The organism is Photobacterium sp. DNB22_13_2 (assembly GCF_052873915.1).
Genome location: NZ_JBNNXU010000003.1, coordinates 85625 through 100425 on the forward strand (window position 1 = coordinate 85625; position 14801 = coordinate 100425).

The 14801-nt window shown below is 48.9% G+C and carries 11 protein-coding genes; 5 read left to right on the forward strand and 6 right to left on the reverse strand.

Annotation, left to right across the window (positions count from 1 at the left end; all coding sequences use genetic code 11):
- Positions 1–59 precede the first annotated feature (59 nt).
- Both ACVA58_RS05905 and ACVA58_RS05910 read right to left on the reverse strand, forming a co-directional pair.
- Positions 60–1013 carry a nickel/cobalt transporter gene (locus ACVA58_RS05905; RefSeq protein WP_446509795.1) on the reverse strand — a complete coding sequence of 318 codons (954 nt, stop codon included), beginning with the start codon at positions 1011–1013 and terminating at the stop codon, positions 60–62.
- A gap of 59 nt (positions 1014–1072) precedes the next feature.
- Positions 1073–1801 (reverse strand): DUF1007 family protein, encoded by a 729-nt coding sequence (locus ACVA58_RS05910; protein WP_446509523.1) that lies wholly within the window; start codon positions 1799–1801, stop codon positions 1073–1075.
- A gap of 250 nt (positions 1802–2051) precedes the next feature.
- Between ACVA58_RS05910 and ACVA58_RS05915 the strand changes: the two genes are divergently transcribed.
- Positions 2052–2909, forward strand: coding sequence for a polysaccharide lyase family 7 protein (locus tag ACVA58_RS05915; RefSeq protein ID WP_446509524.1), 858 nt, complete (start codon positions 2052–2054; stop codon positions 2907–2909).
- A gap of 16 nt (positions 2910–2925) precedes the next feature.
- Here the strand turns inward: ACVA58_RS05915 and ACVA58_RS05920 are convergent, their stop codons facing one another.
- The 4 genes from ACVA58_RS05920 to yddG form a co-directional block, all read right to left on the reverse strand.
- On the reverse strand, positions 2926–3918 hold the full coding sequence (locus ACVA58_RS05920) for an arginase family protein (RefSeq protein WP_446509525.1): 993 nt from the start codon (positions 3916–3918) through the stop codon (positions 2926–2928).
- Positions 3919–3937: 19 nt separating this feature from the next.
- Entirely contained in the window at positions 3938–4636 is a 699-nt protein-coding gene (locus tag ACVA58_RS05925) for an IclR family transcriptional regulator (RefSeq protein ID WP_446509796.1), read from the reverse strand.
- Positions 4637–4700: 64 nt separating this feature from the next.
- Positions 4701–4892, reverse strand: coding sequence for a hypothetical protein (locus ACVA58_RS05930; RefSeq protein ID WP_446509526.1), 192 nt, complete (start codon positions 4890–4892; stop codon positions 4701–4703).
- A 26-nt stretch (positions 4893–4918) separates the two neighbouring features.
- On the reverse strand, positions 4919–5806 hold the full coding sequence (yddG, locus tag ACVA58_RS05935; RefSeq protein WP_446509527.1) for an aromatic amino acid DMT transporter YddG: 888 nt from the start codon (positions 5804–5806) through the stop codon (positions 4919–4921).
- A 364-nt stretch (positions 5807–6170) separates the two neighbouring features.
- Between yddG and ACVA58_RS05940 the strand changes: the two genes are divergently transcribed.
- The 4 genes from ACVA58_RS05940 (at position 6171) to ACVA58_RS05955 (ending at position 14790) form a co-directional block, all read left to right on the forward strand.
- Positions 6171–11186 (forward strand): 2-oxoacid:acceptor oxidoreductase family protein, encoded by a 5016-nt coding sequence (locus tag ACVA58_RS05940; RefSeq protein WP_446509528.1) that lies wholly within the window; start codon positions 6171–6173, stop codon positions 11184–11186.
- Positions 11187–11188: 2 nt separating this feature from the next.
- A complete protein-coding gene (locus ACVA58_RS05945; RefSeq protein ID WP_446509529.1) occupies positions 11189–13957 on the forward strand; it encodes a sulfide/dihydroorotate dehydrogenase-like FAD/NAD-binding protein in 2769 nt (922 codons plus the stop codon).
- A 429-nt stretch (positions 13958–14386) separates the two neighbouring features.
- Positions 14387–14629 (forward strand): hypothetical protein, encoded by a 243-nt coding sequence (locus ACVA58_RS05950; protein ID WP_446509530.1) that lies wholly within the window; start codon positions 14387–14389, stop codon positions 14627–14629.
- Between the two features lie 23 nt (positions 14630–14652).
- Entirely contained in the window at positions 14653–14790 is a 138-nt protein-coding gene (locus ACVA58_RS05955) for an adenosine deaminase (RefSeq protein ID WP_446509531.1), read from the forward strand.
- Positions 14791–14801 lie beyond the last annotated feature (11 nt).

Here is a 14801-nt window from a genome sequence, read left to right on the forward strand (position 1 = left end):
AAAAACGTCACCTGGCTAGGCGACAGGCCTCACGAAAGTGGGGCCACTTCCAAGTGTCATTAACCAAGTAGGACTGGCGATAACCCTGTACTCTGGCTACTGGCCAGCAATAAACCAAGCAGCACCAGAATGATACCTCCCACTAGCTGCAAGCTGTATCCGGCCCATATTAAACCAAGGCGTGAATCTGACTTTCCAGGCTGCCCATTCCCTTGCTGTAAATAGCGATGGACAATACGCTTACCAGACAAGGTCAACAAAGCCAAAGCTGAGGTCGTCAAGGCCGTACCCAAAGACATCACGAGGGCACTAACTACTCCCATCCAATATAGGCCGACCATATTGGCGAACAGCAATACCATGATTGCCCCTGTACATGGCCGCAAACCAATACTCATGATCACTCCAATGTACTCGCGCAAGGTCTTAGCATTGTCAACCTCTTCCGGCGAAGCGATATGGCGGTGTCCGCAACCACATTCAGTCGAATGATGGTGGTCATGGTGGTCAGCGCAGCCCATTTTTTGGGATTGAGCAACACTGCGTCGTACTCCCTTGAACGCACGCCAGCAGATCATTACCCCCAACACACTAACAAGGACACTGCTAATGGTCATGAACTTCACTGCCTGTGAACTGACCTCACGCATCGATGCATTGAAACCCCACAACAGCACACTTACAAGTAAAACTGCGACCAATGCCTGACAAACCGCCGACACCAGCGTCAGCATCAGGCTGGTTTTCACCTTGGTCGGCTGGGTTGCTAAGTAAGTCGTTACTATCACCTTACCATGGCCTGGGCCTAGAGCATGTAGCACCCCGTATAGGAAGCTGAAACCTGCCAAATAGCCCCCAGATACCAGCGGGTTATCCTTAGCGTCATAGAGCAAGTCGGCCAGTTGGTTGTTCACTGCCCTCTGCCATTCAATACTTTTGAGTACCATGCTTGGCCAAGCCAACCATAGTTGATAGCCCCCTATCAGCATCGCTACCATCAGCAGCGAGAGCATCAACCACTCTTTTTTGACCAAGGGCTTACGCGCTTGTGTATTATTGGTTTGCTGTGTCATTAATTGGCGCCCTCATGCTTTTTGGTCACTATCGGATTGTCGCCTGTATTTTCACGGTCAACAGCTTTGCAATGGAATCGAACAGATTGTGTGAAGAGCTGACCAAGTGCATTGTCAGGATCTGCATCAGCTGGCAACGACATGGCGTAGCTCATTTGCTCCGGTGTTGGATTTGGCGCAATCATCTCAAGCTCGCAGTAGTCAGCTAAGTCGCCAGATAATTCCACATCACTTTTTGATAGCCAGGACATATCCACATAGTAACTTGGTTCAAAAATCAGCAGTTTAAGCGAGTCAGACGTTACCGGCTGTGGTTTTGATAGTGGCAATTCGAAAGTGAGCACTAACCGTGCTCTATCTCTGGTGAGCTTTCCATAGCGCGCTAGCTGGTATTTGATTGGCTCTTCACCGTCATAAAAGTACGTGAAGTAATGCTCGTACATCATGTTATCAAGCACTGATGCCGTGACCTTGGTGAAGGTATGGGCTTCCATTTCCGGAGAGGTATCTTCACCATCCAGCATGTACGCCGACGTCATTGGGTCAAAAGACCATTCCATCCGAAAGCCGGTGATCATGCCGTCTTTGCCATCGACATACGTTTTCATTTCAATCCAGGAATGAGGATGCGCTGAAGCAAACAGCGGAAAGAAGAGAAAAAAGAGACCGGTGACTGCAAGCTTGATTGCGGCATATGTCCGGTTGTTTGCCTTTTTGCGGTAAAACATTAAAAGCCTTGTGTATTGCGTTGTCTTCATGAACAGGTGTTATGTTATAACATCAGAGAGTGCCACCACCAATTATTTCTTTATCAAAAAGTGATACCTTTACTCGATATTTACAATACCAGCCTAACAACAATCCTTGCATGTCAAATTGGCGTTAATCTATTTGTATTATTATTGACATAACCCTGACATAAACCCATACCTCAGATTGGTAGCCTGCCGACCTTAGCTCTTAATTTGATTGATTTTTATGCGCAAAATAATGTTACTAACCCTTGGCTTAATGGCTAGCAGTAGCTTCGCTGCAACTGACCTTCAACAATGGACACTCAGTGTCCCCGTCGATACAACGGGAGAAGGTCGCTCTGACAATATCTCGGAAAATCAGTTAGCCGACAGTTATCAGCTTTCTCCGTATTTTGAGCAAAATGCAGATGGTAGCCTTATTTTTCTCGCTCCTATTGCAGGGCCAAAAACGTCAGAGAACACTAAATATACCCGTTCAGAGTTACGTGAAATGATGCGGCGTGGCGATACAAAAATTCGCACTAAGGGCGTCACTACCAACAACTGGGTATTCTCGTCAGCGCCTGAAGAAGATCAGCATGCAGCTGGTGGAATCGATGGGATACTGGAGGCCGACTTGTCGGTAAACCATGTCACTACAACAGGTAAGAGAAACCAGGTTGGACGTGTAATTATTGGCCAGATCCATGCCAATGACGATGAACCTATCCGCCTTTATTACAGGAAGCTTCCGCATCACAGCAAAGGCTCGATTTATTTTGCCCACGAGCCATTATCTGGCGATGAGCAGTGGTATGAAATGATTGGTGGCAAATCGAGTGCAATCGACGAGCCTGAAGATGGTATCGAGCTAAATGAGCGCTTCTCATATCGTATTGAAGTGGTCGGCAATCAACTTAGCACTACGATCATTAGAGAAGGAAAGCCAGACATCAATAAGACAATCGATATGTCGAAAAGCGGTTATGACCAAGGTGGCCAGTACATGTATTTCAAAGCCGGTGTCTATAACCAAAATAGTACCGGCCTTGCAGAAGACTATGTGAAAGCGACGTTTTATCGAATTGATGTATCACACTAACGTTTCATATTAATACTCAGCGAGACTTTAGGGCATGATGAAGCAGTGAGACAGCCAAACGCGCCGTCTGGTTCTGATAATCATATTCCGGATTGAGGCCAGCAATATCGACAACCCTCACTTTATTGCTGGCCATCGCTTGGCTAATCACCATTTCTACCACCGCCAAATTGACGCCGAAGACCCGAGATAAACTCACCCCGCCCGCGATAGCTGAGGAAAATACCGATAAGTCGATACTCAGCTGGATATGGTCGACTCGATCAAGATACTTCGCAACGATCGCCTGGATCCGCTTACGATTTTTCATCTTCATTTCGCTATCAAGCAACCATTGCGCTCCTAGTTCATTGGCATAGGCCATGGTCGCCTTTGTATTGATGTGATCGCACATCCCCAACCCCAAATAATGGAAAGTACGATTATTGGTATGGCAAAAGGCGGCAACGGAGTGAAATGCAGAGCCAGCCTTCACAGCCAGTGATCGCCGGAGCTGGAAATTGGCATCGATATTGATAATACCTATCCGATTGCCTTCTAAAAACGGTAAGCTCTGGCTCTCTTCACCAGAGCTGTCATTACCCGTTTGATTCACGGTATCAGATAGCGCCTGATAGCTACCGATCGCTACTTCATGTCCTCCACCGAGCATCACAGGTAAATGACCAAGCTTGAGCATTCCACACAACTTGGCATACTGAGCAGTCCTCATGGTATCAAATTCGTCTTCTTTGATACCGAAGTAGCTCTTTGCTTCAATTACACCCGCATCATAGATAGGTAATGCGCCTGAATACGGCGTTCTAACCAACATCTGTCTGATGCTGTCCGGCCCTTCTTTGGCCCCAGTGTATATATCGTAATCACTTAGGCTCAAGTCACTGGCGAGCCCCAATATCACGGCCCCAACCTTTCGCTGCTCGGCATAAGGCTCAATCATGACTCTAGAATGCGTATTGACGGGGTGACCTAGGAAGGAAAATGGAAACCAACGTTTTACATCCAGCATGATTGCTCCTTATGTTCGGTTACAAGTCCGGTGGCAATACCCTCGCCGCCTGAAGGACTGAAAAAATTATCGCGTTCTTACTCTTCTGAACCCGCTCTTGCGGCGCCATAACACTCACCGCCCCAACAATCTTGTTGCCGGTAAATACCGGGGCACTCACTCCAGAAACACCAACGTCATATTCCGAAGTACTGATGGCGTAGCCGTCTTTTTTTATCTGCGCTAAATCTTGCAGCCAATGGGTAACGTCTTCAGGCTCTGTAATACCAAAATGATGCAATGTCGACATTACCCTTTGTTCCGGCAGGTGAGCCAAAATCACCTTGGCCGAAGCACCACGGATCAAAGGTTGACTCTGGCCTTCCTCATAGGCACAACGCAACGCATGAGGACTGTCTACCCTAGCTGTACACAAAGCCCTGAAACCAACAGGCACCAAATAAGCGGCCATCTCTCCGGTCTGTTGCTGGATCCGTTTCAGTACCTGATGTACCCCGCTCGAAAGCGGTGAGAATTGCTGGAAATTACGCAGTAGTTGTAGCGCCGCCGGACCAATGCTGTAACAGCTCTGTCTCGGGCTCTCCTCAATCAAGTTCCAGTTCTTAAGGATTACCAAATAGCGATAAACGCTACTTTGCGGCATACCTGTCTGTTCACTTATCGCTTGTGCTGTTACAGGTTCATTTTCTGACGCAATATGCATCAGTACCTGAAGCATCTTCTCATTTGCATTTAATTTATATTTATCTGTTTTCAAAGCGTTTCCTGTCGGTATTCTCTGGTTAGGCGACACGTTCAGTAGCTACCATCGCGCCGACCCCTCTATTTACGCGCAACGCTAGCCATGGTTCAACCACCATTCTTACAGGGTGATAATTACCATGATATACAAACCATTCATTCCCACCATCTGATAATGGAATAGTGACAATAAAAACGCCGACCTTGTGGGCCGGCGTTTTGAGGTTCGTCATCTTACCTATTCTTACGTAACATTCACTCAGTGCTTTTTACGAGTCAAATACCAGCAACTCAGCGAGGCAAGCGTCACCATCACCACGCCCTGCCAGAAAGTCGCCCCCAAGCTAATGCCGAATATCATGGCAGAGAAAAAGGCTGATAAAATGGGCGTGAAATACGATAGTGTGGCGAGCAGTACCATGTTGCCGCCAATAATGGCTATATTCCAAAGTCCATAGCCACCCGCCATAGCGACCGCCGCCAATACCAAGTTCAACAGCGCTTCGCTACTCCATATCATCGGCGGTTGATCGCTCAGGAAGTACTTCACCCACAGTGCCATTGCGGTGGCAATGAAAAACCAGGCTATCGCGTTCTGGCCGTTAGCCAAGCGTTTGGTGATATTGCAGTAGATAGCCCAAATAAACGCACCGGTGAATGCAAGGGTATAGCTCACCGGATTGGTCGCGACATTTTCTACTAGCCGAGTCAGTGATAGCCCTTGATCGCCGGAAACTGTCCAAGCCACCCCGAAGAACGCCATCGCCATCGCTGGATACAACCATTTACTGACTGGTTGTCGGCTTACGACTACTGCTAGCAGCACCGTTAAGGCAGGCCAGAGATAATTGATCACACTCATTTCAACCGTCTGGACCCTGTCGTTAGCCATCCCCAACGCCAGTGCCAAGCACATCTCATAACTAACGAACAAGCTGCCACCAATTAGCAGATAACGAGGAGAAAACCGGCTAGGTTTAGGCGCGCCGACAACCACCACCAGCAATACCGAACTCAGGGTATAAATCATCGCTGCACCACCGACTGGCCCCAATTGCTCGGCGACGTTGCGGATGAAGGCAACAATGGTGCTCCACAGCAAGATCGCGACACATCCGGCCAAGGTATATTTGTGCTGAGAAAACAAAGAAAAACCACCACAAGTAAACAAGGAAAGCGGCTAGATTATCAAGCTTTTGGACAAGGCAGTTAACCTATTTTGTTATCGATTATCAGTTAGCATATACACGCATTTTTATTGAGGTTTTTGTGTTTAATTTGTGACCGCATGAGCAAAGCTACAAATGCAACTAGTGTAGCATCTGTTGTTATAAGCATCAGTTGGTCAAATCGAGAGCTATCACTTGTTTTATGTGATTTTTCACCAAAATGCTCTGGTTGATAAGGTGCAATGCGGCACATAAGCCGTGAAGTATTTTGGTGAGGAAGTAAAGAATCGACCCTTAAGGAAGTCGGCTAAATAATAATCACATACCAAGGAGCTATGTCGTATGTCTACACTGACACAAAGGAGCAATACGTCCCAGGGCACACCAACTTACCCAGGCCAATCAACCGTAATACATGGAAATGGCGCCGTCGCGCATGTCATGGATTATGTTTGTGGCGGTGTCATTGGATACCCCATCACCCCTTCGACTGAAATATCAGAATTATACGAAGCATTCAGGGCGCAAGGTGGTTGTAATGTTTGGGGACAGCACCCCTTCTTCTTCGAACCTGAAGGCGAGCATTCAGCACAAAGTGGTGCACTAGGCGCGGCTCTGACCGGCGGAAAATACATCTCAAACGCCTCTTCCAGCCAAGGTATTCTTTATGCTTTGGAATCACACTATGTCACGGTAGGTAAAAAAACCGCTGGCTTCGTGCTTCATGTTGCTGCGCGTTCGGTCTCTCGCCATTCATTGAATGTCATGGCCGGGCATGATGATGTTTACGCCCTGCTTTCTGCAGGCTACACCACCCTGTTTGCCAGTAACGCGCAAGAAGCTGCGGATCTCGCGGCGATCTCATACCGAGTCAGCGCCCAGTCACTGATCCCGGTTGCCAATACCATGGATGGTTTTGCCACCAGCCATATCCAAAGTGAAGTGAAACTTCCCGAGCCTGAATTACTCAAGCAGTACCTTGGTGATCCAACCGACCGTATTGTGGCGCCAACCGAAGCGCAGCGTATGCTTTACGGTGCCAAAGGACGTGTTTGGCAGCTAGGTCAATTTATCGATAAATACCAAGACCAATTCTGGCCTGAAAAACTCAATGACCTAAAAGGCGTCATCGCTAACAACAGCGAAGCGATTGAAACGGACAGTGAAGGTCAATTCATCGAGTCGACCAAAGCATTCTTGCCTGACGGCCTGCAAAAGAAATGGCAACGCGCTTGGCTCAACGCCTATGAAAAAGACACCCGTCAACGTGTTCCAGCACTGGTCGATACCCACAACCCAGGCCTCACCGGTGGGGTACAAAACCAGCCTGATTATCAAGCAGGGATCGTCGATCATCGCAGCCACTTCCAGAACGATGTGCCGCAGTTCATCGAACAAGCAATGCAGGAATATGGCGAGCTAACCGGTCGCTTCTATGAGCCGGTAATGGACTTTATGTGTGACGATGCCAACTACGTGATTGTAGGCCTAGGCTCAGTCACTGATGATGCCGAAGCTGTCGCGACGCATTTGCGTGCCCAAGGACAGAAAGTCGGTGTTATTTCGATCAAACAGTTGCACCCATTCCCAGAAGCACAGATCGTCGAGAAACTCGCAGGCAAATTAGCGGTAACCGTTCTTGAGCGCTGTGATGAAACTCGCTTAACTGCTCGTATTTCCCGCGCACTATTCAAAGCACAAGAAAATGTTCAGAAGACTCGCCACCATGGCATTAAACCGCTACAGCATATCCCGATGATCAACACCGGCATCTTCGGGCTTGGCGGTCACGACCTACAGCCTAAACACCTCATCGCCGCATTTGATAACATGCGTGAAGAGAACACCAAGCCATTCTTCTACTTGGGCAGCCAGTTCTTTGATGCCAAAGCAACCGGCGAATTGAAGGAAATCCAAGACCGCCTGCGCGAAGCTTACCCTGATACCGAGCTGATGGCATTGGAAACCGGCGACAATCCTAATCTGCTGCCAGAATCTGCCATGCGGGTACGTTTCCACTCTGTCGGTGGCTACGGCACCATTGCAACCGGTAAGTTGTTGACAGATATCCTATCCGGCGCGTTGGGACTGCATTCTAAGTCAATGCCTAAATATGGTTCGGAGAAAAGTGGTGCGCCAACCAACTTCTTTATCACGCTATCGCCAGAGCCAATAAAGATCACCAATGCCGAATTGCAGGAAGTTGAAATTGTCCTGTCGCCAGACCATAAGGTGTTTATGCACACCAACCCGTTGGCCGGCTTGACTCGCAACGGTACCTTCATTCTGCAAACCCACCACGAACCAGAGCAAGTGTGGCAAGAGATCCCAGCCAGTGCTCGTCAGTTTATTCGTGAAAACAATATCAACTTCTACATCGTCGATGCCTTTAAGGTTGCCAGAGAACAAGCACCATCAGCTGATCTTGAGATCAGGATGATGGGTATCGCCTTTATCGGTGCGCTTTGTGGTCACGCCACTCAAGTTACCCAAGGGTCCGACGAGTCATCGATGCTTGAGCGTATCACCCAACAAATTGCCAAGAAGTTTGGTTCCAAGGGTGAAAGAGTTGTTGAAAGTAACATGGCGGTGATCCGCGAAGGGATCCACGCGACCCAGCAGGTTTGCTACGCCGATTTCAACGATATTGAGGTTGAGGCAACCGTTGCATTAACTAGCGAAGCACCAAAACAAAAACAAGCCAGCTGTGGCCTGTTCGATCCATCCTACTTCAGTAATATCGCAGGTCAGCACTACGCTGATGGCACAATCGGTGAAGCACCGGTTATTCCAGGCTCAGGCATGTTTATGCCACCAGCCAGCGCAATCACCAAAGATAAAGGCCTGTTCAGGCTCAATGCACCTAAGTTCGACGCAGATAAGTGTACCGGCTGTATGGAATGTACCATTGCCTGTCCTGACGGCGCGATCCCTAATGCGGTACATGAACTGCACGATATCCTGTACGTGGCTATCGACAAGCTTAATATCCCACCTATGCAGCGTGATGGCCTGAAAGCGAAGATGCCACCGATTTTGGATGCAGTGCGCCAGTACTACCGCACCGCACCTAAAAACGAGTCACTGCCGCTGCACCAAGTTGTTGCCAACGTGGTCGACACCATGACCTTCGACGACCCTGCTGTCACTCAGCAAATGGCCGGTATTTGTGTCGCATTAGAATCGTTACCTGTCAGCCGTACCAAGCCATTCTTCGACGCAATGGAGAAAGCGGTTCCCGGCAGCGGTGGGTTATTCTCAGTCGCCATCGATCCAAGCAAATGTAGTGGTTGTATGGAGTGTGTTGATGTCTGCGGACCAAACGCACTGCAGAAGGTTCGCCAGACCACTGAAATGAATCAACAAATGCACGAGCTGTTCACTACATTGGCTGAAATGCCAAATACTCCTGCCCGCTTCCTGCAGCAAGGTATCACCGATGCCAGCGAATCGAAGCGCCTGCTGCTTGATCGCAGTAACTACTATGCCATGAGCTCAGGTCACGGTGCGTGCCGTGGGTGTGGTGAGGTCACCGCACTGCGCCTTGCGACTTCAGTTAACCGCGCCTTGCAACAACAGCGTTACCAGTCGCACATTGTTAGCCTTGAGGACATGATTGAGAAGCTGGAAGATAAGTGTGAATCACTGGTTAATATCGAGGCAGAACAACCACGTGCCGAACGTATTGCCCGCACCGTTAAAGTGCTTGAGAAACGCTTGTTCCACTTCGAGCACGGCCCAACAGGTAATGGTCCTTCTGATGCTTTGATTGCCAACGCGACCGGTTGTAGTAGTGTCTACGCATCCACCTTCCCAGCCAATCCATACAACGACCCATGGGTGAACAGCTTGTTCCAAGACACCCCAGCGGTTGCAAAAGGCTTATTCGAAGGTGAAGCAGCGAACCAACTAGAGCAGTTCAAGGCGCTACGTGCCGCCAAGCTTGAGCTGGAAGATATGTACGATACCAACGTGCATGATAGCCAGCTTCGTTACCTAGAATGGAGCCATCTATCTGATCAGGAGCTCGGACTGTTACCGACCGTATTCAGTATCGGTGGTGACGGCGCGACCTATGACATCGGCTTCGGTGCCCTATCGCGCTTGCTGGCTACCAGCACCCCAATCAAGGTATTAGTACTCAATACCGGTAGCTACTCCAACACCGGTGGTCAGGCGTCTACTGCCAGCTTCACTGCACAGGACTCCGACTTAAGCCGCTTTGGCAGTGCCCACAGTGGTAAGCAGGAATCGCGTAAAGAACTTGGGATTATTGCGACCTTCCACCCGAAAGTTATGGTGGTACAAACCTCGACAGCCTTGCAGGGACACTTTATGTCGAACTTGATGGAGTACTTGAACTATCAAGATGCCCCTGCGCTGTTTGATGTCTATACCCCATGTATGGGCGAACACGGTATTGCCGATGATGCCAGTACTCGCCACTCACGCTTGGCGGTTGAAAGCCGCATGAGTCCGGTCTTTGTTCATGACCCACGTAAGGGCGAAACCTTGTCCGAACGCTTCTGTATCGAAGGGAACCCTGAACTGCAACAGGATTGGGCAACCCATACCATCAGCTATATCGACAGCGATGGTATGACTCAGTTGAAACAAGTGCCGTTCACCCCGGCTGACTTCTCACTCTATGAAGGACGCTTCAAGAAGCACTTCACCCCAGTAACGGAAGTTCAAAGCGCCATTGAGGTGGCAGAATACGTTGCAATGAGTGCTGATGAACGCAATGGCAAAACACCGTTTATCTGGGCAACCGACAAACAGCAGCACCTGATCAAGCTGCAAGTCTCCAGCTCGATTGTAGCACTGACCGAAGAGCGTTTACGCAACTGGCATATGCTGCAATACCTTAGCGGCCAGCATGTCACCAACATTGACCAGCAATACCAATTGCAAATCAATGAGTGGAAACAGCGTTATCAGAACGCGATGGATAGCAACGAGCAGACCATCGAATCGATTGCCAATGGTTTGGCTGAGTTGGCAATGGCAGCGTCACCCAATGTTGCCAACGCCATTCCGGTCACCCAAATAGAGGCAGGTTCAACGGCTCCGCAAGCATCCAGTCATGCTGAAGGTACCCTCCCCCTCGTTGCCATCAATGAGGATGAAAAGGGCCAGTGTACCGACTGCAAAACCTGTTACCAGCAATTGAGCGAGTTGTTCGAGAAAACCACGATTGTTGAGAACGGAGAAGCCAAGGTCATCAGCCAGGTGATCCCTAACGCACTGGAAACCGTTCAGCTCAGCGATGAGTTAGTGAAACGCGCTTCTCGTATTGCCGATGAGTGTGATGCAGAGATCATTCACTTCAACGCGCCTGCGTCGGTGGAGGTGTAGTTATGGCAACCCTTACAAAACCAGAACTATCACAAGCTCAACGGGAGCTGATGTTGCAGCGCATGGAACAAAATCCACAGCGCTTCCAACAGATGGTCATCGAAGAGAGTATGCAGCTCATCCGCGAGACACTTAAACAAGGTAAACTCTCTGCCGAGTTTACCGAGAAACTGTGGCAGCTATTGCTCGTTAACAATGAACTCAGTGTCGCCCTGCAGCGTTATTTATGGCGTATCCCGCTCAAACAAAAGCGTGCTTTTGTGCAAGCATTGGATACCCATTTATCTGTGCGCTACCCGATGTTCAAAGGGCTTTCCGTTGGATGGCCCGGTAGCAATAACATACCGCCATACGTGCGCCCAGCCGAAGAGCGCAACAAAGACTTTGACTTGGTCAGCCAAGGCTACTTGGGTTACATGGGATTGGGTTATAGCCTGCGCGAAGTCGAACTATTCGTATGGCTAGAAGTGATCCGCGATAAGCAGTGTGAAGATCGTCCGTGTGAAATCGGCGTTCCCCAATGCGACCGTGACGGCAACCCAGCGGAAGAAAATGACGGTGGGTGTCCGGTCAAGATCCACATTCCTCAGGTCCTAAACCTGATGGGTGAAGGCCGCTTTAAAGCCGCGTTCGAGCTGGTTCGCGATGCCAATCCACTGCCAAATGTCACCGGGCGGGTCTGCCCGCAAGAGCTGCAATGCCAAGGGGTGTGTACCCACAACGACCGACCAATCGAAATTGGACAGTTGGAATGGTTCCTGCCCCAGCGTGAGCGCGAGCTCTCCAACGGCAAACCACCAACACCGGCCGAGGTTAACCCTTGGGTTGCAGCAACCAAGCCGCCAGTTGCGATTGTCGGATCTGGGCCTTCAGGGCTGATCAATGCTTACCTGCTTGCCAAAGCGGGCTACCCCGTCACGGTGTTCGAGGCATTCCATGTCTTGGGCGGCGTGCTGAGGTACGGGATCCCTGAATTCCGCTTGCCTAACCAATTGGTTGATGATGTGGTCGAGAAAATCAAAGCACTCGGCGGCCGCTTTGTGGCCAACTACATCGTAGGTAAAACAGCGACCCTTGAAGATCTGAAACGCGCAGGCTTCACACGTATCTTCGTCGGTACTGGGGCGGGTTTGCCGCGCTTTATGAATGTACCTGGCGAGCATTTGCTGAACATCATGTCGGCCAATGAGTTCCTGACCCGTGTCAACCTGATGCACGCTAACGAACCTGACTACGAAACACCAATGCCTGATATGGAAGGTAAGGAAGTGATGATCATCGGGGGTGGTAACACCGCGATGGATGCCGCCCGAACCGCATGTCGATTGGGTGCTAATGTCACCATTGTCTACCGTCGTACCCAGCAAGAGATGCCAGCCCGTGTCGAAGAGCAGCACCATGCACTCGAAGAAGGGGTTATGTTCAAAGAGCTACGCTCACCTTGCGAATTCAACGGCGATAAAAACCATACCCTGGCCAGCGCAAAACTGGACGTGATGGCGCTCGGCGAGCCTGATTCATCAGGCCGAAGACGCCCGCAGTCTACCGGTGAATTTGAGTTGATGAAGGTTGATTTTGCCATTATGGCTTTAGGCAACAGCTCGAACCCAATCGTCAAAGATGCCAACCCAGACTTGAATACCTCCAAGTGGGGTACATTACTGCTCAACAAAGGCTCGCAAGAGACCTCGCTAAGCGGTGTGTACAGCGGTGGTGATGCCACCCGTGGTGGTTCTACCGCCATCAAGGCAGCCGGTGACGGACAGGCAGCGGCGAGAGAGATCATGGGCCACCTTGATTTCAATGCTAAGGAAGTTGAAGGTCTGGTGGCACAAGCCAGTCGATATACGGACATTGGCCAAACTGAGCCTAAGATTGTCAAACGTCGTCAATTAACTGATGAAATTGTCGAGTTCACCATCACCTCACCGCTGATCGCTCAGTCGGCTAAAGCTGGACAATTTGTCAGGGTGCTCGCGGATGAAAAAGGTGAATTGATCCCGTTAACCCTTGCTGACTGGGATGCCGAGGCCGGTACGATTGAACTGGTGATCCAAGGTTTGGGTACCAGCTCCAAGCTGATAAACCAGATGCAGGAAGGTGACTGTTTCGAAGCCATTGCCGGGCCTTTAGGACAAGCTAGCCATGTAGTGAAACACCCGGACAACCAGAGTGTAATCTTCACTGCAGGCGGGGTTGGTCTACCGGCTGTTCATCCAATCATGCGTGCCCATCTGGAAATCGGTAATAAGGTCACCCTTATCTCCGGTTTCAGGAGCAAAACCCATAGCTTCTGGACTGAAGACGGTGACAAGGTTGAAAACCTCCGTACGGCCTACCCTGATTTATTTGATGTGGTTTACACCAGTAATGATGGTACTTTCGGCCTCGAAGGCTTTGTGACTAACCCGCTGGAAGAGCGCTTGGTACAGCATAGAGAAGCGAACGATGCTGACTCCGATCATACGATTGCAGAAGTCATCACCATTGGCCCACCTATGATGATGCGCGCGGTGAGCGATCAGACACTGGGCTATCAGGTACCTTGTGTAGCCAGCCTTAACTCCATCATGGTCGATGCTACCGGTATGTGCGGCGCGTGTATGGTACCCGTCATGGAGAATGGCAAGCTGATCCGTAAACACGCCTGTATCGATGGTCCTGAAATCAACAGCCATGTCATCGACTGGGACAAATTCTTGCCAAGGTTTAATCAATTTAAACCTCAAGAGCGCCAGAGCCAGATTGCGCATAGGTTGATTGAGGAGTAAATAATCGGAGATAGAAAAACGTCACCGATTGATAAAAATGGTCACCTCAGCTCAGGCCAGTAACGCTAAAAAGACCTTGCATACAGCAGGGTCTTTTTTTTAGTTAAACATAGCCTATATCCCCCTATGAGGATTCAGAGCCTGATAAATGTGAAAAGACGGTTTTAGGATAAGCCACCTAAAAAATTAAAAGTAAAAATAAAACTGTTCATTATCCAAACAACCTGTATAGTATATGAAGCTCTTGTAAAAGAGCTGTTAAAGAAAGTCTACTTCAAGCCACCTCTCAGTTATCTTTCGATCTTCTTCGTTTAGCTCCTGTGATAGCTTCTTTTATTGCTTTTTTAATATTCATATTACACGTAATACCTAGGAATATAATGTCTAGAAGAACAAGCCGCCAGAGATTCTGGTACAAGAAATCATGTGATGAAAAATCACAAATATCAAAAAGAAAATATGTTTAAAATAGAATTTTATTTAGAAAGTGAAAACAAAAATTGGTCAACAGAAATCAACCAATTAAATAGCGATATCTTACGTCGTCATATTTATCCTAAGATAAACGCTAACCTGTATGACCTTCAGTTCTCATACTCTGAACTAGATAGCCAAGGAAACATCTTGTCAGAGCATGGCGTCAAACTAGGAACCTTTAAAATCACGCAGTGATATCTTTTAACAATGGGGTAAAAATGAAAAAGAATCAAAAAAAGTCATCCAAAAAGAAAAACATACCGGCTGAAAACCAGAATAAAAGCGCTAATGTGACACGAAGAAAAATTGAAGATATTCTTGATAAGCGAGAGTTTGATAAATTATTCAATATGTAATTACGCTGTCA